The sequence below is a fragment of the Vibrio sp. EA2 genome, assembly GCF_033042495.1.
Lineage (GTDB): Bacteria > Pseudomonadota > Gammaproteobacteria > Enterobacterales > Vibrionaceae > Vibrio.
In genome coordinates, this window is record NZ_JAWLID010000002.1 from 634869 (window position 1) to 657486 (window position 22618).

The window sequence follows — 22618 nt, forward strand, 5'->3', positions numbered from 1 at the left end:
CAAAGCACTATTCAACTAGGAAGCTAATTCAGTTTGCAGGTAATCATCGCAAACTTCTAGTTTATAAACCGTTTTAGATTGAACCAGACAATCATGCATTTCATTCCGTGCTTTTTGATAAAGCGCGTCGGTAAGTTCGCTGTCTTTTTCCCATTGCTCACGGCTTGGCCATTGTGCATAGCCGATCAAAATATTAGGAGTGTCTGAAGTATGAAGCCTGGATCCGAAACTTCCACAGTGCTGATAAATGGCTTTAGTGACTTCCAGCCATGCATTACGAAATAACGTTTCTGTCCCTTCCTTAATTTCGAACTCATAAACAGCGATAAACATATGTCTTCCTTGATTGTTTAGGTCGTCGAGATCTCGCATCATGCAAAATCTCACTGAAGTGACTGTGACTTTTATACTAACACCACCTCTAAAGCAAACTCAGACAAGCGGTTGAACCTTGGAGTGAGATCCATAACTAAAAGCCGAACCCCATCGCTAAGGTTCGGCTTTTAAGTTGGCTTAAGATTTGGACAGTAATTACGACTCAAATTTGTAAGCCAGTCGAGGCCAATCGACTTAGCTATGTTATGAGCAGTGCGCTCGTTGTGTAAACCGTCATTTGTAGGGTTACGAAGCTTGTCGCAAGGTTTCGCATTCGTTTTCATTATTGCTACGAACCTTTAGAGCCAAAGCAAAATGATCCGGTTTTGTTTAATTTGTCGTGATATGGAGTCGGATATACTTCTCGGGAAACTTATACCTAAATCGCTTGCCGACTTTTAAGTTGGATTTAACATACCGACACACGGTTTGATCGCCTGTCCCTGATACTCGCTTAATGGATGCTTTACTTCCCTTATGCTCCATTTCAATCATCACATCGCAATAGCCCTGATACTCATCGAACTTGTTACTTACTTTTCGCTGAAGCTTATTTTTAATCTTTTTCGCAACCGGATTGGTTTGTGAATCATCCGCAAACGTCGGAGCACTAAAAAGTGCCAAAGCCAATAAAGTGACAACGTATCGCATATCAAACTCCATATAACCATCTGAGAAATATAGAGTTATGTTAGTTTTCTACGTTTGGAATACAAAAATGGGACGCGATTTTGCGTCCCACTTAACATGGAGAAGTAATTGATGTGTATACTAAGCGCGCTTTTTGCCTTTCGAGGTTTTAAAGCCTTGGTGAGGAAAGACATTGCGAATTCTTTGCTGGGTCTTCTTCGGTACGTCTTTAGAAAAGACCAATCGCATACCTGTACGCTGGCTATAAACTTTCATCTCACCGGTAAACGGATTATGTTCACTGATATCTTCCAAGTTGTGTTTAAAAGACGGTGGAATATGGCCTTTCACTTTACTGATACGCCCTTCATCAAACGATACCTTGAGTATCGGCCGGTCAACCGCAATCAGCCAAAAGATAACAACAGCAGCAATCAATATTACGTATAACATTTAGTACTCCTTAACTGGATAGCAGCTTACTCAAGTCTTCTTTAAGTGAAGTTACCTTCTGACTTGCCTTTTCACTTCGTGATGCTTCGGACAGTAAATATTCAATCGCATCAGATAATGTACAACCTAAATCATTCGCTCGGCTGGATAGCTTTTCCCAAACCCGGTAATCCAAATCGATGGACTTCTTCTTAGTATGAACTTGCTCAGCATTGAAATGACGTTTGCGTTTAGCACGTATCGCTTGTTTGAGCTTGTTCTCAAGCTCTTCAGACATGTGGTTATCAATCCATGCCAATACTTGTGTAGGCTCGTGCTCAAGGCCTCGTAGCTCTGCTACTGCGGCATCTGCTTCGCTGGTGTCAATGTGACGCGTTATCGCTTCTCCATCTTTCCATTTCTTGATCAGATAGTTCCACTTCCACCCACATTCCAAATTTTCAAGTTGCTGATATTTCATCCTTTCCGACCCATAACTCTCACCTAGTGACAGCGTAACCCAGTTATTTAAGATCAGCAAACAAATCTCTAAGAAGTATCGATGCTGATCACTCATTTGTCTAAGTCTTACACAAGCTAATTATCTCTTTGGCGTGATTGTAGAAATTCGGACTAGGGAGTTATTAGCGGTTTCGCTATAATGGCGCCAAATTAAATGATGATGAATTTTAATGAACCAACTTAACTGGCAAGACGTTACACCTTCGTTTGATCAATACGAAGCATTATTGAAGTCCGCTTCGACATTACCAAAGAAGACATTTGTTGATCTACAACCTCGAATGTCCGCCACTATCTCTCGTTTCACAAAACTTGGTGGCCTTACCCGAATCCTGCTGATTAATTGCGTTGATAACTCTATATACCGTGGGTTTATCAGTAAGGCGGTCGAACATAACGCTTCTTCGCCAGTAGTTACGACCGAATCGCTCGATGCGAAACACTTGTTTAATCGTTACAGTATCTCTGAAAATGGCGAAGTGACGTTAGAGCCGGGCCTCATTGCTCAAGCCCATGGTGGTTATCTGATGGTTCCAGCAAATTTGATTCTGGCCAACCCAGGATACTGGCCAAGCATTAAGTCTGCGATTCAAAAACAACCTTTTACACCGATGAACATGAGCCCTACACGTATTGCAGCCTCTGCAGTGGCATCAAACAGCTATGACGTTAAGCTTATTGTTACAGGTGACCGAAGCCAGTTAGCCGAACTTGAATATGTTGATGAGGATTTCTCTTCTGGCCTTAGTATGTATACCGAGGTTGAGGAAGACATCCATTTGTCTCAGGACAATTTGTCTTCGTACTTGGGGTTTGTGAATTGGTTATGTACGGAATACAACCTACCAAGTTTAGATACAGACGCTTATAAAAGGCTGATGCTCGCAGGCATGCGTGAAATGGAAGACCAGCATTACCTTCCGCTTGGTATCATGTGGCATTGTCAGCTTTTAACCCTGGCCAGCCAACACCGTGATGGTGAGGTAATTGACTTCAAAGCAATAGACCACGCAATTGATGATAAATACTATCGTGAATCTTACCTACCACAACGCGCCGTGTACGACATTCTTGATGGTCAGGTGATCATTGAAACAACGGGTGAACAAGTTGGACAGATTAATGGCTTAACGGTCATCGATATGGCGGGTCACCCGGTTTCTTACGGTGAGCCTGCACGTATCTCCTGTGTGATTCACTTTGGTGACGGTGATGTTTCCGATGTAGAGCGTAAAGCTGAACTTGGCGGTAATTTACACGCTAAAGGTATGATGATCATGCAGGCGTTCCTGAGTTCTGCGCTAAACTTTGATGAGCCATTGCCCTACGCCGCTTCGATTGTGTTTGAACAGTCCTATAGTGAAGTTGATGGCGATAGTGCCTCGCTCGCTGAATTGTGTTGTTTGGTGAGTGCTCTGTCTGAATGTCCAGTGGATCAACAAATTGCAGTCACAGGCGCAGTAGACCAATTTGGCCGCGTTCAGGCCGTTGGTGGTTTGAATGAGAAAATTGAAGGCTTCTATCAGGTTTGTAAGCATCAGGGTTTTACTGGGCATCAGGGGGTGATTCTGCCTAAGACGAATCTTAAGCACTTAGCCTTACATAAAAGCGTCATAGAAAGCATACAGAATGGAGAGTTCAACATTTGGTCAGTATCGACTGTCGATGAAGCCATTCCTATCTTAATGGGTAAACCATTCCGTGGCGAAGACGACAGCATTATTGGAAAAATTGCTGAACGTATTGAAAACTTTGAAAGACATGAACACACGGAAGGATTTGTGCAGCGTATCAAAAACTGGTTTGTTTCGAACTGATCGGAGTTGTTTAGCGTACACGTGTTCACTAAGATGCATCTGTCAAAAATTGGAGTGATTGATAATGCAAAACAAACGTGATTCTTATAATCGTGATGATCTTCTAGCTTCGAGCCAAGGTGAGCTTTTCGGCCCAGGACGCCCACAACTACCTGCGCCAAACATGCTTATGATGGATCGTATTACCAAAATGTCAGAAACGGAAGGTGACTTTGGTAAAGGCTTAATTCTAGCGGAATTGGATATTACTCCAGATCTTTGGTTCTTTGATTGCCACTTCCCTGGTGACCCGGTAATGCCAGGTTGTCTTGGCTTAGACGCAATGTGGCAGCTAGTTGGTTTCTACCTAGGCTGGATTGGCGGTGAAGGTAAAGGCCGTGCTCTGGGTGTAGGTGAAGTGAAATTTACAGGCCAGATCCTGCCAACAGCGAAAAAAGTAACCTACGAAATCCACATGAAGCGCGTTGTAAACCGTAAGCTTGTTATGGGTCTGGCAGATGGCCGTGTATTGGTAGACGGTAAAGAAATCTACGTAGCGAAAGATCTTAAAGTTGGTTTGTTCCAGGACACCTCGAACTTCTAAGCTAAGATTTTCTGCTATCTCTTAAAGGGCTCCGGTTGGAGCCTTTTTTGTATCTCATATTTTTGCACTTCGCGATACCAATTTTCTCATGCTGCAGAATGCAGAAAAGGCTCCTTAAAGAGCCCTTTCAAATCCTTCTATTGTATGTGGGAGTTATTATTTATAGAGACCAGAGTTTTTTTCGTCTCTGGCATCACGCCAACCACCTAACCAATACGACCGAGCATCAACTTGTTGATACGGGCAAGCCTCTTGGGACCTTCCATTCAACCCAGCTTTATAGCCTTGAGATTGAGCTCGTTCTAGGCGATCACGCTTTTGTCTCTTCATAGGTAATTCCTCATACAGATCCATTTGAAAAATTGCTTCTGTTTTTGTGAAACTTTAATGGAGTTTTTATGACTCCAACTACAAGAATCGATCAACTTTGGGATTTTCTCAAGGCATAAAAAAAGCACAGACTCAAATCTGTGAGTCTGTGCTTGTATTAAAATTTTTTAACTATTTTCTACGGAACCCAAATAAGCCAAGCATGGTCAAAGCTAACCAACCAAGGCCGGCACCTTCACGGGTTGCAGTCTCTCCTTCCACGCTTCGAGACACGATATTGTCCTGAGTTTGATTCGGAATTGGCAGTAGCTTCACAGCAACAATTTCTTCTGTGCCATCACACGAGGCGTTGTGGGCAGTAGAGTTATAGCCACCGGCACACTTCAGCGCAGTACCAGAAATAACACCAGCATCGTTAATGTCTGTTGCATCGATGATACGGAATTCGTTGTTCGTGTCGGAGTATTCACCACCGTTAGTCAGCGTATCGAGGAGCCATGCCTGACCACCAAATAGTGATTCAGCACGTTCGCTTGCTGCACCGTCTGCGCTATATGGGTAAATGAATCCGCGCTTACGACGTGGCTTACCATCATCTTCACGCGTAGAGTCAGCATCTATCTGACCAACAATTTCATTATAAGCGTTGATACCACCCATTTTACCGCCCGCACCATTAAAGAAGATGCCAGAGTTTGGATACACAGCGCTTATAGAGTCAGAACGAACATCCGGTACGATAAACAAGCGATTTGCATACGCACCAGCTTCAACCGTACTACGCTTAGCCTCACCAATAGCAACAAAGTTTGAGTTAACGGCTGTCAGACGTGAGTTCGAGTGGATGGTGTCACCGTCTTCTCTCTGGCGTGCACCAACTACCGATTTGTTCGACCAAGTAACGTTTGCAATCGATGATTCAGGCTCTAGCGTACCAACAAATACTGTTGCATTTAAGTAGTTACGATCTGAATCGTAGGTGTTGTAACCAACACCATATATTGTCGTATCATCAACGATGAAATCGCGCATGCTACCTTGCGCTAACCTTTCATTTTCTCTTGATGAATTACTTGGCCACGACAGCTCAGATACATTACCTTCTTGATCCCAGATTGCGGCTTTGGAAGTATGGTGGGTACCATTAGTATTACTCGCTGTACGAGAGACACTACCCGATGTGAAAGTACCATCTGTTTTCCACGCATGGCTTTCTACAACCGCTGCCTGATCTTCTTCCGTTACGATAGTCGGAGTAACCGGAGCAACAACCCTGTTACGCGTTTCTAGCGTAGAGGAATCTTCCGCACTGATTACGCTTTGGTTACCAACTGCTTCACCGTTTGCCGTTAGACTGTTGATAACGTTGTTGTACTCATTTGTATACGCCGCGCTATCACCTTCTACGAATGCGAGGGCATTAGAGGTAAAGTCTTTATAACGCTCGTTATTCCAAGGGGCAAAATTGACCGCAGACCATGTCTCACACGTATTGTACCCAAGGTTGTAATAACAGTAAGTTTCAAAGTCATCGCGATCGTCTACATAAGCAAATCGAGAGTCCATTCCAAATGGCACTTCTTCACGATAGCTAATACCATCTATCGCCTGACCTGCCGATAGAGGTGTTGTACGAGTCTCTACCGCTAGCTTAAATTGCTCTGCCGTACAGTTTGCTGTCGAATCAAAACACCCTAGAGCAAATGGAGAGCCCGTAGATGCATCAATCTCAACATCACCCTGCTGAATCGCGACACCATAAGCGCTTTGATAGTCACCGTTGGAACCATGATCTTCAGGTGAAACTTCGATAACTTGATACAATGCAGCGTTTGCACTCATTGATGAACCCACCATCATCGCGATGGCAGTTAGTTTGAATTTGTGACTACAATTCATTGAATTCTTAACTATCCTGTTGCATTGCTTCGAGTTCTTCCCATCTCTCGAATGCGATTTCCAACTCCTGCTCAAGAGCAGCAAGCTGTTCCAATACCGGTTGAGTTTGTTCTACAGATTTAGCGAAAAATTCCGGATCATTCACTTGTTCTTGCAACGTCTCAATATCCGACTCTAATTGTTCTAGTTTAGCTGGAAGAGCTTCTAGTTCTCTTTGCAGCTTATATGATAATTTCTTCGAGTTGTTCTTAGGCTGAGGTGTTTTGGGAGTTTCCTCAACCACTTTTTCTTTACTCGCTGCTTTTTCAGCCGACTGACGAGCGACCTGTACCTGCTCACGTTGCTGTCTTGCATCGTGATAACCACCAACAAACTCTTCGATGACTCCATTTCCTTCGAAGATCCAACTTGTTGTGACCGTATTATCAACAAACTCACGGTCGTGGCTGACTAACAGTAACGTACCCTGATAGTTGGCAAGCATTTCTTCTAAAAGTTCCAACGTTTCGATATCCAAATCGTTGGTTGGTTCGTCAAGAATAAGTAAGTTGTTTGGTTTCAGCAAGATACGAGCTAATAATAGACGGTTTTTTTCACCGCCGGAAAGTGCTTTAACCGGTGTTCTTGCTCGTTTGGGCGCAAATAAGAAATCTTGCAGGTAACTCAGAGCATGACGCTGACGACCACCAACCATCACTTCTTGCTTACCATCTGCCAAGTTATCAATCACCGTCTTTTCTGGATCTAATATCTCACGGTACTGATCGAAATACGCGACTTCAAGCTTAGTACCGCAATGTAGACGACCTGACTGTGCCTCTAACTGGCCTAAAAGTAACTTAAGAACCGTACTCTTACCACAGCCATTTGGCCCAATGAGAGCGATTCGGTCACCGCGCATAATATTGAAACTAAAGTCATCAACGATTTTCTTGCCTTCATAAGCAAATGACACGTTTTCAGCTTCAAAGACAATTTTACCGGAACGAGAGGCATCATCGATATTCAGGTTAACTTTACCCTGCACATCACGACGATCACGGCGCTCTTCGCGGAGTTTTTTCAGTGCACGCACACGGCCTTCGTTACGAGTACGACGCGCTTTGATGCCCTGACGAATCCACACTTCTTCCTGAGCCAGTTTCTTGTCGAATTCTGCGTTTTGCATCTCTTCAACGCGAAGCATTTCTTCTTTTTCAGTTAGGTAGCCTTCGTAATCCCCAGGAAATGATGCAAGCTGACCACGATCCAGATCGACGATACGCGTTGCCATCGACTTAATGAAAGCACGGTCGTGAGAAATAAAGATGATCGAACCTTTAAAGTCTTTCAGGAAAGTCTCTAGCCATTCGATAGTCGTCACATCAAGGTGGTTGGTTGGCTCATCAAGAAGCAGTACATCAGGATCGCACACAAGTGCACGAGCAAGCGCGGCTTTACGTTGCCAGCCACCAGATAAATCCGTTAGCTTGGTTTCCGGGCTAAGTTTCAGTGCGCCGAGTACATTGTTAACGCGATCATCAAAGCGCCATGCATTGGAATGATCAAGTTGCTCCTGAACCTTTGATAAGCGATTAATGTTCTTTTCACTTGGGTCCTGCGCAACAAGATCAAGAAGATCGTGGTAGATCTTTAGTTGCTCGCCAACTTCAGCTAACCCACCTGATACGTATTCGTAAACCGTACCTTCCTGGTTACGCGGCGGATCTTGTTCTAAACGCGAAACAACGACGTCCTGAGTCACTTGGATTTTGCCGTCATCCAATACAATGTCGCCAGCAAGCACTTTCATCAACGTGGACTTACCGGCACCATTTCGCCCTACTAAACACACTCGTTCGTTTTCTTGTAAGGCGAATTCTGCATGGTCGAGTAACGGATGATCGCCAAATGCCAACTGCGCATTATGAATGGTAAGTAATGCCATTATTTTCCAACCAATTTGTAAGTTGCTCTGAGTCAAACGGCCAGTTCAGCTCAGAATCTTGATATTTTAGTACGGGTATCGTGACGCCGTAACGAGAAAATAGTTCATCATCGAACGCGATGTCGACGATATCAGTCTGTTCTGCCAGACCGACCTCAGTTATTAGAGAGAATGCCATCTCACAAAGATGGCAGCCCTCTGTGCTATACAATGTCAGCACATCTAAATCCTTTTGTTTACTCTGCGTGTGTGACTAACCAGCAGTTATGAATTTGCTTGTTGCGTGCAAAATCGAGCGGCAGCGTTTGAGAAGAAATGTTTTGCGCCTTCAGACCTAATTCGGCCAACGCTTCTTCATCCATCTTGAAATGACGCTTGTTGTTTGAGAATACGATAGTGCCTTCACTTCTTAACAGACGCTTAAGATTCTTCATCAATTTAATGTGGTCACGCTGAACATCGAACGACGTTTCCATACGCTTAGAGTTCGAGAACGTCGGTGGATCAATAAAGATAAGATCGTACTCGCCTTTTGCATTTTCTAACCACTGCAGGCAGTCCGCTTGCTCATAACGATGCTGGCGCCCTACACAACCGTTCAGCGCCATATTGTCTTTCGCCCAGTTTAAGTAGGTATTAGACATATCAACCGTTGTAGTTGAACGAGCACCACCTACGGCTGCGTGAACCGTTGCACTGCCTGTATAAGCGAACAGGTTTAAGAAATCTTTCCCTTTCGCCATTTCACCAATACGGCGACGTGTGATTTTATGATCAAGGAAAAGTCCTGTATCAAGATAGTCGTGAAGATTTACGATCAGCTTCACACCATACTCATTAACTTCGAGTGTTTCAGACACTTGTCCAAGTTTCTGATACTGGTTGCGGCCTTTTTGTTTCTCACGAACTTTAAGGACAACTTTGTTCGCTTCCACACCCGTTACCTGAATGGTTGCACGGATGATATCGGTTAAACGACGTTTGGCTTTTTCTTCTGGGATATTCTTAGGCGCGGCGTACTCTTGAATAACGATTTGGTCGCCATAAACGTCTATGGCCACGTTGTACTCAGGTAGATCAGCATCATAAATACGGTAGCAGTCTAGCTCTTCTTTACGAGCCCACTTACCAATCTTACCCATGTTCTTTTTAAGGCGGTTAGAGAAGTCAGGTGCGATTTGTACATTGGTATCCGCGCCTTTCACTTCATCAACACTGCGCTCTGCAATGCTGTAATTTTTTTGGTGACACTGTAATGCGCCATTGTTTAACTTGAACTGTTTGTCCGCACGCATGCGAAGACAGCTAAGCAATTCATCAGAGCTAGAGAAAATCGACGCTTTGCAGCCGCCGAACTCAGACTTAAGCTGACCACCAAATGCGGTGTATAGCGCAATCAAACCTGGCTCTGTACCTAAACGCTCACCATACGGAGGGTTAGAAACAATAACGCCATGCTCAAACCCTGCTGGACGAGTGATGGTTGCCGCATCACCTTGTGCAAATTCGATCAGCTCTTCAACACCTGCTCTGCGGGCGTTATCTTGGGCGACTTTCAATACTTTAGGGTCGTTATCGAAGCCGAAAAACTTCGCGTCAACTTTTTTGACACCACGGCGAGCCTGAACATTGGCCTCAGATTTAATCTCAGCCCAGATCTCGGGATCGAAGTCTTCTAATGACTCAAACCCCCACTGCTTGCGCTTAACACCAGGCGCCATATTCGCTGCCATCATCGCGGCTTCAATAAGAAGCGTGCCTGAACCACACATCGGATCAAGTAAAGGCTGGTGACCATCCCAACCACAACGCATGATAATCGCTGAAGCTAATGTTTCACGCAGCGGTGCACGACCTGATTCCGGACGGTAACCACGCTGGTGAAGCCCGCTACCTACCATATCCACACCCAGCAGTGCTTTGTCTTTGTGCAGACGAACGTGAATACGAATATCCGGACGTTCTTTACTGATGTTTGGGCGAGGTAACCCTTTCTTTTCAAAGCAATCGACGATGCCATCTTTTACTTTCATCGCACCGTATTGGCTATTGCGGATTTCACGGTTTGTACCGTTAAAGTCGACAACGAAACGCTTTGAACTATGGAATTGGTTCACCCAGTTAATGGCCATTGTAGAAAGGTACAAGTCCATATCATCGTTGCAGGTGAATTCAGATAAAACACGTACAAATCGAGACGCCAAGCGGCTCCACAAACAACAGCGATAAACTTGTTCGTTTGTCGCTTTAAATTTTACGCCTGCCTGTACTGGTTTCGCATTTTCGATGCCTAGTTTAGTCAGTTCTTCAACAAGCAAATTTTCCATGCCATTTGAAGTTACCGCGAGATATTGATTCATAGTGTTCTTTCGCTGATAAAAAATGGCTTCAATTATACCTGACTTTACGATCAATGCCTCGTTTTTAAAGGTATTTTCCCTTTCGTTAGCACAAACACTCACCAGTTCCGTGATCTGAAAGTTCCTACATTTTGCATTTCACTCATCTTTTGCCTGAACGACTTTTGAACCAAATCATTGAGTACATGGCGGTAGTGAATGCTTATTCACGTACATTTTGGACTATACCAGAGTGAACTTATCGTTGTTATTTAATTACATTTTGTTGATATAGGGGAATAAATAGGTGAATGTTAAGCGCCAAGTTGCCTAACATCAGGAGAAACTGAGTAAAAAAAAGTGGAATAAAAGTGACCTACCTCATGATTAAATGCACAAAAAACGAACAGTTACAGAGGTGTTTATCTGGAATAAGTGAGGAATGCGGATAAAAAAAATCGACCTGAAGCGGTCGATTAAGGCAAACAAAGGAACGAAATAAAGAAGTTAAATCGGTTAGCCAACCATGGCCATAGGTGCCATAACAAACAGGTGACTGGCACACGCCATACGGTCATGCATCACTTTAATCGGTTGGCCGAATGGTAGGGATTTATTCCCATCAAGAACAAACTCATCTTGCCCTACATAAAGGCATAGACTAGAGGTTTCACCAGGCTCCAGAACAATGAATACGCCTTCAGAATATTGGTTAGTCAGGAAGACCATATCCCCTTCCTCTGGCTCATATCCGGTAGACTGAGCATCGAAAAACCAACTTTTAGGTTGTACTGGCTTATGGAAACGTTTCGCAGCTACACAGTAAAGAGTTAGCTCTGCCTGACGGTATTCACTGATATCGAGACAGCGAATACGTTCATTATAAGTCTGAAACGCGCTGGCATCATCGACAGTAAATTCGTTGTTTGAGAAGGCGCAGTTGACTAACAGCTTACGGGTTAGATTGGTTTGGAAAATCATTTCCTCCCCTAAATCCAGCATTAGGCAAGCTTTATGCTCGTCATAATACCAATTCCATTTGTCGCTGGGTTTAAGCATTGTTCCGTTCTCTCTTGACTAGTTAAATCAGTGGTAAAGAGGTAAGACGCTTAATTACCTACTCATGATTTTAAATTCTACAAATGAACGGATAAAAAAAAAGAGGAAACAAGATCCTCTTTTTTTGTAATAACTAATGTAAACTCAGCGAGTTGTTAAAATATTTTAAAGATTTTTAACAATATCGCGTACTAAACCTGGACCGTGGTAAATAAACCCGGTATAGACTTGAACCAACTTTGCTCCGGCCATCATCTTCTCTTTTGCCGCAACATAAGAGTCGATACCACCTACACCAATAATCGGAAGTTTGTCACCAAGCGCTTCGTGAAGTTTACGAACCACTTCTGTAGAACGAGATTGTACCGGACGGCCACTTAAGCCACCTGCTTCATTCGCATGTTTCATTCCTTCAACAACCGTTCGATCCAACGTAGTATTGGTTGCTATCACGCCATCAATGTTGTTCTTAATCAGTGACTCACAAATCTGGACGATTTCGTCATCACTCAAGTCAGGCGCGATCTTCAGCGCTAATGGAACGTATTTATCATGCTTCTCTGCAAGTTCTGCTTGTTTTGCCTTCAACTCTGCAAGTAGCTCATCCAATGCTTCACCATATTGAAGAGAGCGCAATCCTGGGGTATTTGGAGAAGAGATATTCACCGCGATGTAACCTGCGTATTGGTATACTTTTTCCATACAAATCAGGTAGTCCTCTGCCCCTTTCTCAATCGGCGTGTCTTTGTTTTTACCGATATTGATTCCGAGTACACAGTCGAACTTCGCTTTCTTTACATTCTCAACCAAGTGATCAACACCAAGGTTGTTAAAGCCCATACGGTTAATGATGCCCTCTGCTTCCACTAGGCGAAACAGACGTGGTTTATCATTACCTGGTTGCGGACGTGGCGTTACGGTACCGACTTCTACGAAGCCAAAACCCATCGCATCAAACGCTTCGATACATTCGCCGTTTTTGTCTAAACCGGCAGCTAAACCTACTGGATTACGGAACGTTAGCCCCATGCATTCTACTGGACGGTTTGGTAATTGTTGACGATAGAAAAGATCGAGAGGTGTGCCGTTAAAGCGTTGGAAATTCTTAATTGCAAGATCATGTGCCTTTTCGGCATCAAGTTGGAAAAAGCCAGTTCTGGCTAGACGGTAAAGCATTGTGCCTCCGAAAGAAAAAAGCCCCGTGTAAACGGGTCAATATTATTTACTGTTTTTAATCGTAATTCAATGAAAATGACCGAATTAAGTAAAATCATATTTTTCAAAATCAAATATCACATAAAAACAGTGAGTTAAAATAACTATTTGACGACAAAAATCCTAATTAATTATGGCAAAGCAATCGATTTCAGTAGATATAAACTTAAAACCAAAGTTACAGCGTAACATAATATGTGGTAATTTCAGCGCAGAAATACAAAAAAGCCCCGTATTACTACGGGGCTTTGTCTAAAACGCTAACGCTCGACTACTCGCTTGGTGAACAGTTTAAGTTAAGCAATACTAACTCACGTAGTGCAACCGAGAATTTCGCAAACTCATGGACAGAGCCAACTTTAAACTCGTTTAGAATACTTTCCCAACGTTGCAGTGAAGGCTCATTGGATTTCATCCAGTTATCAAGCGCTTCTATCACATCAAACTCTTCTGTTGCACAGCTGCAAGTAAGAACCTGAGCCGTTAGCTGACGTTGCTGCCAATCTAAGTCTTCACGGAACGCAGCTCGAGCCAATGCTTGCCAGTTGTTGTCTACCGCTTGGTTATTGATTTGCTTCAAGAACCAATGTAACGATAGACGGTCGCCTAAGTTGAAGTACAGTTTAGACGCTTGTTCGACTGTTTTGCCAGTTTCTGTCGCCACTGCAGAAATATCCAGAGCAGATTGCAGACTTGTTAGACGCGCGACTTGATGAGCAAGTTTCTCTTCAACCCCTTTTTCCATCCAGACTTGTGCAAGTTCGTTGTGTTCTTCAACTTCAGATTCAACAAGCATGCTATCCAGTGTTTCACTGATAACATTTACATCTTGTTTGTAAAGGTTGATCAGTTCGCCCACAGTGTATTTGCCGCTACGATTACGCAGTAACCAACGAGCAATACGACGTAGTGCGCGACGAACATAGAACATGATTTCGTATTGTGCTTGTGCAGTAGCTACGTTATCCAGCTCACGAGTCTGTTTCAGAATCGCTTCTAATTCAAAGATTTCACGTGCTGCACTGTACGCATTGGCGATATCAACAACACTTGCGCCTGTTTCTTCTTGCAAGCGAGTGACAAAGTTACAGCCCATCTCGTTAACCATTTGGTTAGCCAGCGCTGTCGCGATAATTTCTGCCCGTAGCGGGTGGTTGACCATCTGATGTTTATAGTTACGGCGTAACTCACTTGGGAAGTACGCAACTAGCTGCTTCGCATGGAACTCGTCATTTGCGATTTCGTCGGTAACAAGCTGCTGCTTCAATACCATTTTGCCGTAAGCAACCAGAACAGAAAGCTCTGGACGTGTCAGACCTAGCCCCTGCTTTTCACGCTCTAGAAGCGTTTCGTCATCAGGGATGTATTCCAGCGCACGATCCAGGAATCCCGCTTTTTCCATGGTGTGGATGAATCGAATCTGTTCTTTAACAATGCCAACACCTTGCTGTTCAGTCACAGAGATCGACTCTGATTGGCAGTAAGCGTCATCGAGAACAATATCACCGACTTCATCTTCCATTGACTCTAGGATCTGGTTACGTTGTTTAACAGTCAGATCACCGTTTGAAACCAAACCATTCAGGAAGATCTTGATGTTGACTTCGTTATCCGAACAGTCAACACCACCAACGTTATCAACAAAGTCTGTGTTTACGCGGCCGCCGTTAAGTGCGTATTCGATACGACCTTGTTGAGTCATACCCAAGTTACCGCCTTCACCTACAACCTTCGCTCTCAGATCACGACCATCAATACGCAGCATGTCGTTTGCTCGGTCGCCAACGTCAGTATGCGTCTCGTTGGAAGCTTTAACGTACGTACCGATACCACCATTCCATAGAAGATCCACTTTCATTTTCAGGATCATCTTAATCAGATCGTTTGGTGCCATAGAAGCTTTCTTAGTACCCAACATTTTCTGAATTTCAGGTGTTAATTGGATCGATTTCGCACGGCGAGAGAATATGCCACCACCTTCAGAGATCAACGCTTTGTTGTAATCTTCCCAGCTTGATCTTGGCAGATTAAACAAGCGGTTACGCTCTTCCCAGCTTGATGCTGAATCTGGGTTTGGATCAATGAAGATGTGCATGTGGTTAAATGCAGCTTGTAGACGAATGTGCTTAGAAAGCAGCATACCGTTACCAAACACGTCCCCTGCCATGTCACCCACACCAATTGCTGTAAAGTCAGTGGCTTGACAATCAATGCCCATTTCACGGAAGTGACGTTTTACTGACTCCCAGCCACCTTTCGCTGTGATGCCCATTGCTTTGTGGTCGTAACCGTTAGAACCACCAGAAGCGAATGCATCACCCAGCCAGAAGTTGTATTCCTCAGAGACTGAGTTCGCTAAGTCTGAGAATGTCGCAGTCCCTTTATCTGCAGCAACAACCAAATATGGGTCGTCTTCATCGTGACGTATAACATTTTGCGGATGCGCCACTTCGCCTTCAATGATGTTGTCTGATACATCAAGTAATGCGCGGATAAAGCGTTTATAACAACGTTGACCTTCCGCGAAGATCTCATCACGTGTGGTCAGAGATGGTTGACGTTTACAAACAAAACCACCTTTCGCACCAACAGGAACGATAACGGTATTCTTAACTTGTTGTGCTTTAACCAGGCCAAGAATCTCGGTACGGAAATCTTCTTGGCGATCAGACCAACGCAAACCACCACGTGCGACTTTACCACCACGCAAGTGAACACCTTCGATGTCTGGTGCGTAAACGAAGATCTCAAATGCCGGTACCGGTTGTGGAATCTCTGGGATTTCACTCGGCTTCATCTTCAATGACAACCAAGGCTTCGGCAGTTTGTTTTCGTCGGTTTGGTAGTAGTTGGTGCGTAGCGTCGCCATGATCATTTCCATGTAACGACGGATAATACGATCATCATCCAGGCTTTCTACACGATCCAATTGCTCAGTGAGTTTCTTGATAAGATCATTCTGACCTTTCTCGCTACCTTTGTGCTTAGGATCGAAACGCTTAGTAAACAGTTTAACTAGACCTGTTGCTAAGTCTGGGTAGTGGCTTAGCGTATCTTCAATGTATTGTTGACTGAATGGGAAACCAACTTGACGCATGTAACGCGCGTAAGCTCGAAGAATGGAGATTTCACGACCAGTCAGGGAAGCACCCAGTACCAATCGGTTAAAGCCATCACTCTCTAAGTTACCTGACCAAATTGCGGCAAATGCTTGTTGGAATCGATCACGCGCTTCGCGAAGATCTACCGTTTTCTCGCTCTTATGCAGCATTGAGAAATCAAGGATCCAAAATGTCTGACCGTTGGTTTTCTCGATCTCATATGGAGATTCACCGATCACGCGTAGACCCAAGTTTTCCAACATTGGCATGACGTCAGAAAGATGGATCGGCTCGTCTCGGTGGTAAAGTTTCAAACGTACCGCTTTTGAATCTGCCGCTTCTTCTTGAGGACGGTAGAACAACATGCCCAGTTTGTTGTCGTCGCTTAATGCTTCCAGACGTTCAATATCTGCAACGGCAGAACCTGGCATCATGTCTTCTTTGTAGGAACGCGGGAATGCACTCATGTATTCTTTTGAAAGAGGAAGACCTTTGCTCTCACCGAAGTTAGCAATGATGGACTCTTTCAGTCTGTCGTCCCAAGAGGTGGAAACTTCCATTAGGTTTTGCTCGATTTTTTTCACGTCTACGTCAATGTTGTTATTGTCTACACGAACAATGTAATGCGTTCTAGCCAAAGGACTCTCTGAGAAGTAAGTGGTGAATTCAACCTCTTGCTCACAGCCAAAATACTGTTTGAATATACGTTGAGTCTGGCGACGCAATTCTGTGTTATAGCGGTCTTTTGTTACGTAGACCATGCAGCTAAAGAAGCGGCCAAACGGGTCTTTACGCACAAACAGACGTATCAAATCGCGATCTTGCATTTGCACTACGCCCATGCCGACTTCCAGCAACTCTTCTTCGTTGGCTTGAAGCAACTCATCACGTGGGTAGTTTTCTAGAATATTGTGCAGTGCTTTGTATGAGTATGAGCCGTGACGGTAACCACTTGCAGTAAGGATACGATCGACTTTTTCACGAATCAGAGGAATGCTTTGAACTGCTTGGTTATATACCGCCGACGTGTAAAGACCAGTGAAGCGGTGCTCACCGATCACTTTGCCATTTTCATCAAACTTCTTGATGCCAATATAGTCAGTGTAAGCAGGACGGTGAATACGACATGGTTTATTGCCTTTTGTCATGATCAGCGCGTATGGCTTTCTCGCTTCTAATCTTGCTGAATCAGACAGTTCGGACAGTTTCACGCTGCGAACTCGCTTGTCGTCCGCAAACAGACCCAAGCCTTTCTCTTTCACAGGGTTTAGTTCTGTATCACCATTGTTTTCAACAAGGTCATATTCTTTGTAACCCATGAAGGTGAAGTTGTGCTCACCTAACCAACGCAAAAATGCAATAGTTTCATCCATACGATCCTTTTGGATCGTTACGCGTTCTTTATTCTGTTCAAGTTGATCAGTAACGACTTTCAGCTTGTCGACCATCTTTTTCCAGTCGCTTACCACAAGGCGTGTATCCGAAAGAATGTCTAATAGCTCTGCTTTCAGTGCCTGCATCGCTTCTTTGCTAGTCAGACGATCGACTTCGATATGGAACAAAGACTGCAGCACGCCACCTTCACCATTTACATCGGTGACATGGCCATTTTTGTCGCGCTGTAGCTGAGTTGGGTTGTTCAGCATCAGATGAGCAACCAAGTCCAGGCGTGCTAATGCCATCTTGATTGAATCCACTAAGAACGGACTATCAGGAACAACAATTTCTACGATTGTGTGAGTTGATTGCCAACCTTGACGGCTGACGGTCGGGTTGAAGACTTGTACCGAAACGTCTTCTGGTTTTTTATCGTTGATATGGTGCCAGAGGCTGATAACAGCACCATAGAGATCGGATTCGTTTCGTTGGATCAGGTCATCATCGGAAATATTACTAAATAAGTGTTGAGCAAGTTTAGTTACAAGCGTCTGGTGAGAAAGCTCGAGTTTGTCTTGAATCAGTTGGTACACTTTTTCAAGCAGAACCGGCACTACATTTTCACGCGCGGTCATATTCACACTCCACAGAATAATTGTTGTTTTGTAGGGGGACTTAGCAACAGGACAAACGCCCGGAAACTAAGCATTGGTAATGCATACAATCTATTGTAAAAGGTTAATTACAAATGTTTAACAACTATTAGCAGTGGTATGAGGTGAAATGTCTGATTCTGTGACTAAGATACCTATTTAAACATCTAGAAATACCTTCCCTCACAGAGTTTCCAACTTAATAAACTTGTTATTTTGGTCAGTTGTTAGTCTAAACTGCCCTCTAACGCCCAACTGGCTAAGAAATGGTCGAAATTTAGCCGCTGGTAACTGAAGTCTTAAACCGTGATGTGTCACAACCTGAATTGCGTTTGAAACGCCAGAGTAATGGGAAACAAATGTCTGGTATGGAATATTGAGAGTGAAATAGTAATGCTTCATGCAACAAAAACGTCATTGAAAAAAGATAAATGCCAATAGTTTAACAAGATTTATCTGCGCGTCATTCCGAGGAGCCACGGCGACATCAGGAATCTAATATCAGCGAGTTTCAATTCGCGACAACAAACCATACATCAACGTGCTGAAAAAGTAGATCCTGAATCATGCTCCTTCGTCGCTGTTCTGCATGACGGGAAACTTAAACATGCCGTTCGCTGTTAAACAAAGAGCATTCACAAAAAAGGGTGGCCGTTAAGACCACCCTATTCGTTTGTCGACTATTCGTCTAGTGCCTTGGTGACTTTTTCAAACAAGTCTTTGGCAAGATTATCCATCGATTTGAGCTTTTCAAGTTCGGCACGCATCAATGCTTGACGATCTTCATCGTATTTACGGAACTTAAGCAAAGGATCAATCAGACGAGAGGCGACTTGTGGATTGGTGTCATTCAGTTGACGTAGGATCTCACCCGCAAACAAGTAACCAGAGCCTGACTTGTTATGGAAGTGAACAGGGTTTGCACCTAAGAATGAGCCAATCAAGCTACGAATGCGGTTCGGGTTTTTCAGACTGAATGCTTCGTGAGACATGGTCGCTTTTACTTTCTCTAGTGCATCTTCAGCAGGATTACTGCCTTGCAGTATAAACCACTTGTCCATAACCAGACCATCGTGTTTCCACTTATCGCTGTAATCCGCCATTAGTGCTTCACGGCATTCAAGTTGCGCATTATTCGCGGCGGTCATCGCAGCAATGGTATCTGTCATGTTATTTGCAGATTCATACTGCGCCTGAACAAGTTGATTGCCCTTTTCGGTATGCGCCAGGAACTGCAGGCACTGATTACGTAGCGCACGCTTACCAATAGCATCGTGATCAATCGAGTACTCTGTTTGCTTCAACGTATGGTAAGTCGCACTCAACTCATCTTCTAATTCTTTAGAAAGTGACAGTGTAATGCTATTCAATACGGTATCAACAGCATCGATATCAATCTGCTGGTACCAACCAGTGATTTCATTAATCGAAGGTAGAGACAGCACGTGTGCGATGAAGGCAGGCTCAAGGTTCGCATCAAGCAGCACGCCACGGAACGCGTCGATCAACTCTTCAGAAAGTGTCACTTCCTCTCCCGCTTGAACGTTGACTACATTTTGACGGATGTATTTCGCCAGTAACATTTGGCTTGCGTCCCAACGAGCGAAATCGTTGGTCGCATGTTTCATCAGGAAGATAAGCTCATCATCACTGTAATCGTATTCCAGTTTTACTGGCGCCGAGAATTCGCGTAGCAACGATGGTACTGGTTGAACATCTACATTTTCAAATACGAATGTCTGCTTGTCTTGTTTAATATCCAGTACGTTGTGTACAGTCTCACCATCGATGGTTAATGGGATGACCTGACCTTTGTCATCGTACAGTTCGATATCAAATGGAATGTGCAGTGCCTGTTTTTCAGCTTGATCCGGTGTTGCCTCAGTAAACTGCTCAACCGTTAATGCGTAAGTTTTTGCTTCTGCGTTGTACTGACTGTTAACACGCAATGTTGGTGTGCCCGACTGGCTGTACCATAGGCGGAATTGTTTCAGGTCGACACCCGTTGCATCTTCCATCGCAGACACAAAGTCTTCACATGTTGCCGCCGTGCCATCATGACGCTCAAAGTAGAGCTTCATGCCTTTTTGGAACCCTTCTTCACCCAGCAATGTGTGGTACATACGGATCACTTCACTGCCTTTCTCATACACAGTCAGTGTGTAGAAGTTATTCATCTCGATAACTTTATCTGGACGAATTGGGTGTGACATTGGGCTTGAATCTTCAGCAAACTGAGGGCCACGAATAATACGAACGTTATCGATGCGGTTAACGGCGCGCGAGCCAAGATCCGACGAAAATTCTTGATCACGGAAAACAGTCAAGCCTTCTTTGAGACTTAACTGGAACCAATCGCGACAAGTCACGCGGTTACCAGTCCAGTTATGGAAGTACTCATGACCAATAACGGCTTCAATACCCAGGTAATCACGGTCAGTTGCTGTCTGGTCGTTGGCTAGAACGTACTTAGAGTTGAAGATATTCAAGCCTTTGTTTTCCATTGCCCCCATGTTGAAGAAATCAACGGCAACGATCATATAAATATCAAGATCGTACTCAAGACCAAAACGCTCTTCATCCCACTTCATTGAATTGATCAATGACGTCATTGCATGCGGCGCACGGTCAAGGTTGCCTTTATCAACGAAGATCTCTAACTCTACGTCACGGCCAGACATGGTGGTGTACTTGTCGCGTAGTACATCAAAATCACCAGCAACCAGTGCAAACAAGTAAGCAGGTTTTGGATGCGGGTCTTGCCATTGTACCCAGTGACGGCCATTTTCAGCTTCACCTTGTGCAATACGGTTACCGTTACTCAGCAAGTAAGGGTAAGTACCTTTGTCTGCAATGACTTTTGTTGTGTATTTTGCCAATACGTCTGGGCGATCCAGGTAGTAAGTGATACGGCGGAAACCTTCAGCTTCACATTGAGTACAGAAAGCACCACCAGATTTGTATAAACCTTCAAGTGCCGTATTCGCTTCTGGATCAATTTTGGTAATGATCTCAAGTTCAAATTCAGCCGGTAAATCAGAAAGAACCAGAGAGGCCTCTTTCACTTCATGGTGAGCCCAGTCTTCGCCATTCACTTTAACAGAGCGAAGTTCCAGCCCCTCACCATCTAACTCCAGTGTTGTGAGTTCACCTTGTTGAACAACTTTTGATACCGCGGTAACGGTAGTGTCGTTATCAAATAGATCAAACGTGAGATCAATATCGGTAATGGTATGAGATGGCGCTTGATAATCTTTACGATATTTAGCTTGGGGAGCTTGGGACATGTCCATAAATCCTTGTCTGTCGAAAAATAAAAAACCACTTCTTTAAGGACTAAAAAGACGAAGTGGTATCACTATATAAGCTATTAGTAGTGCTTGTGGTATCAAAATACAAGCCTTTATCCCAAAAAGTAGAGCTAATAGTGTACTAGCTCTACTTTTGGGTTAACATTTATACAACATAACTTACATTCATTAGGGTTACTTCACGGTTAACATTTATTGATATTTATTATTGTGTCACCCTATTTAAAACTGCGTACATATCACCATTTGAGTCTTCTATCGTCAATTCGTTTTTGTTGAGTTTATACGTGGTTCCATGCTCACCATTTTCGTACAAAAGAACGAGATACTCATCCTCAGTATAAAATACACCCTGTTTTACTGACTCTTTCCCAGCTTCATTGGAAACACGGAACAAAAATACGAAGTCAGGCTGAAGTATTAAGTCCATGTGGTTGATATTACTCGCAGCCAGACCATCTCCGGAAACGTGAGAGCTAGACCAAATTCCAGCAAGCGCGTTTGAGAGGCCTTTCGTGAAGGTGACGCCATTGAGATCAAGCGTGTTATGGTTATTCCGGTAAGCATAGATTTGGGGCTCATCAGTATTCAGGCCAAGAACAATCGTGTCTTCGTTGACATTGTACATCCCTTCCCAGTGGTCAACGGAATAGTCCTTTTTCTGTATATCGATGGAAAACATATAGTCGGAGCCCAAAGATAATTTGATGGCACGAAAATTTTCTGCCGACTCTCCTGGGTTCTGATTCAGCAAGTACCAATCCCCGATTAAGAACGGGGTGTCAAAGTGACTTAATTCTTCTTCACGAGCGTTATCCGCACTGTACGCACTAAAGCAAAAAAAACTAAGTAAAATAAAGAACCATTTCATACCGGCATCCTTATCGTTTTCTTTTAGCTTAGGCTTTAGTCATCTGTTTAGCGAAATATTTGAGCTTCATCACGTAATTTATTGGTACAAAAAAAGCGCATATTTATCTCAATATTACTGAGAAGCAGAGATAAAAAGACACAAAAAAAGAGCGAGTCATAAGGACTCGCTCATGTA

17 protein-coding genes are annotated in these 22618 nt (G+C 43.8%); 2 read left to right on the top strand and 15 right to left on the bottom strand.

Translation table 11 applies throughout. The features are described from left to right. Positions 1-15 precede the first annotated feature (15 nt). The 4 genes from RXX31_RS07245 to matP all read right to left on the bottom strand — a co-directional run bounded on the left by RXX31_RS07245 (position 16) and on the right by matP (position 1918). Positions 16-333, bottom strand: a complete 318-nt coding sequence (locus RXX31_RS07245; protein ID WP_317588397.1) for an antibiotic biosynthesis monooxygenase family protein — start codon at positions 331-333, stop codon at positions 16-18. A gap of 372 nt (positions 334-705) precedes the next feature. Beyond that, positions 706-1026 carry a hypothetical protein gene (locus RXX31_RS07250; RefSeq protein ID WP_317588398.1) on the bottom strand — a complete coding sequence of 107 codons (321 nt, stop codon included), beginning with the start codon at positions 1024-1026 and terminating at the stop codon, positions 706-708. Positions 1027-1146: 120 nt separating this feature from the next. After that, complete coding sequence (locus RXX31_RS07255) at positions 1147-1458, bottom strand: DUF3634 family protein (RefSeq protein WP_317588399.1); 312 nt, start codon at positions 1456-1458, stop codon at positions 1147-1149. Positions 1459-1468: 10 nt separating this feature from the next. After that, positions 1469-1918, bottom strand: a complete 450-nt coding sequence (gene matP / locus RXX31_RS07260; RefSeq protein ID WP_317588604.1) for a macrodomain Ter protein MatP — start codon at positions 1916-1918, stop codon at positions 1469-1471. Positions 1919-2129: 211 nt separating this feature from the next. On the opposite strand from matP, the gene RXX31_RS07265 reads away from it, so the two are divergent. Further along, positions 2130-3776 carry a Lon protease family protein gene (locus RXX31_RS07265; RefSeq protein ID WP_317588401.1) on the top strand — a complete coding sequence of 549 codons (1647 nt, stop codon included), beginning with the start codon at positions 2130-2132 and terminating at the stop codon, positions 3774-3776. A 64-nt stretch (positions 3777-3840) separates the two neighbouring features. Further along, positions 3841-4359 (top strand): bifunctional 3-hydroxydecanoyl-ACP dehydratase/trans-2-decenoyl-ACP isomerase, encoded by a 519-nt coding sequence (gene fabA, locus RXX31_RS07270; RefSeq protein ID WP_264901559.1) that lies wholly within the window; start codon positions 3841-3843, stop codon positions 4357-4359. Between the two features lie 156 nt (positions 4360-4515). On the opposite strand, the gene rmf is transcribed toward fabA, so the two are convergent. The 11 genes from rmf to RXX31_RS07325 form a co-directional block, all read right to left on the bottom strand. After that, entirely contained in the window at positions 4516-4689 is a 174-nt protein-coding gene (rmf, locus tag RXX31_RS07275) for a ribosome modulation factor (protein ID WP_014231881.1), read from the bottom strand. A gap of 171 nt (positions 4690-4860) precedes the next feature. Further along, complete coding sequence (locus tag RXX31_RS07280) at positions 4861-6588, bottom strand: DUF3466 family protein (RefSeq protein ID WP_317588405.1); 1728 nt, start codon at positions 6586-6588, stop codon at positions 4861-4863. 7 nt (positions 6589-6595) lie between these two features. Continuing rightward, positions 6596-8515 (bottom strand): ABC transporter ATP-binding protein, encoded by a 1920-nt coding sequence (locus RXX31_RS07285; protein WP_317588406.1) that lies wholly within the window; start codon positions 8513-8515, stop codon positions 6596-6598. Then, positions 8493-8735 carry a glutaredoxin family protein gene (locus RXX31_RS07290; protein ID WP_014231884.1) on the bottom strand — a complete coding sequence of 81 codons (243 nt, stop codon included), beginning with the start codon at positions 8733-8735 and terminating at the stop codon, positions 8493-8495. Before RXX31_RS07290 ends, RXX31_RS07285 begins: the two co-directional genes overlap by 23 nt. Positions 8736-8751: 16 nt before the next feature. After that, positions 8752-10875: a bifunctional 23S rRNA (guanine(2069)-N(7))-methyltransferase RlmK/23S rRNA (guanine(2445)-N(2))-methyltransferase RlmL gene (gene rlmKL / locus RXX31_RS07295; RefSeq protein WP_317588408.1), complete on the bottom strand. Its 2124-nt coding sequence runs from the start codon at positions 10873-10875 to the stop codon at positions 8752-8754. Positions 10876-11370: 495 nt separating this feature from the next. Then, a complete protein-coding gene (locus RXX31_RS07300) occupies positions 11371-11913 on the bottom strand; it encodes a cell division protein ZapC (protein WP_317588409.1) in 543 nt (180 codons plus the stop codon). A gap of 165 nt (positions 11914-12078) precedes the next feature. Next, a complete protein-coding gene (gene pyrD / locus RXX31_RS07305) occupies positions 12079-13089 on the bottom strand; it encodes a quinone-dependent dihydroorotate dehydrogenase (protein WP_317588410.1) in 1011 nt (336 codons plus the stop codon). 310 nt (positions 13090-13399) lie between these two features. Then, complete coding sequence (locus tag RXX31_RS07310; protein ID WP_317588411.1) at positions 13400-18241, bottom strand: NAD-glutamate dehydrogenase; 4842 nt, start codon at positions 18239-18241, stop codon at positions 13400-13402. A gap of 201 nt (positions 18242-18442) precedes the next feature. Next, entirely contained in the window at positions 18443-18661 is a 219-nt protein-coding gene (locus RXX31_RS07315) for a DUF2835 domain-containing protein (protein WP_317588412.1), read from the bottom strand. Between the two features lie 278 nt (positions 18662-18939). Further along, positions 18940-21546: an aminopeptidase N gene (pepN, locus tag RXX31_RS07320; protein WP_317588413.1), complete on the bottom strand. Its 2607-nt coding sequence runs from the start codon at positions 21544-21546 to the stop codon at positions 18940-18942. A 229-nt stretch (positions 21547-21775) separates the two neighbouring features. After that, positions 21776-22441 carry a hypothetical protein gene (locus RXX31_RS07325; protein ID WP_317588414.1) on the bottom strand — a complete coding sequence of 222 codons (666 nt, stop codon included), beginning with the start codon at positions 22439-22441 and terminating at the stop codon, positions 21776-21778. Positions 22442-22618: the final 177 nt, after the last annotated feature.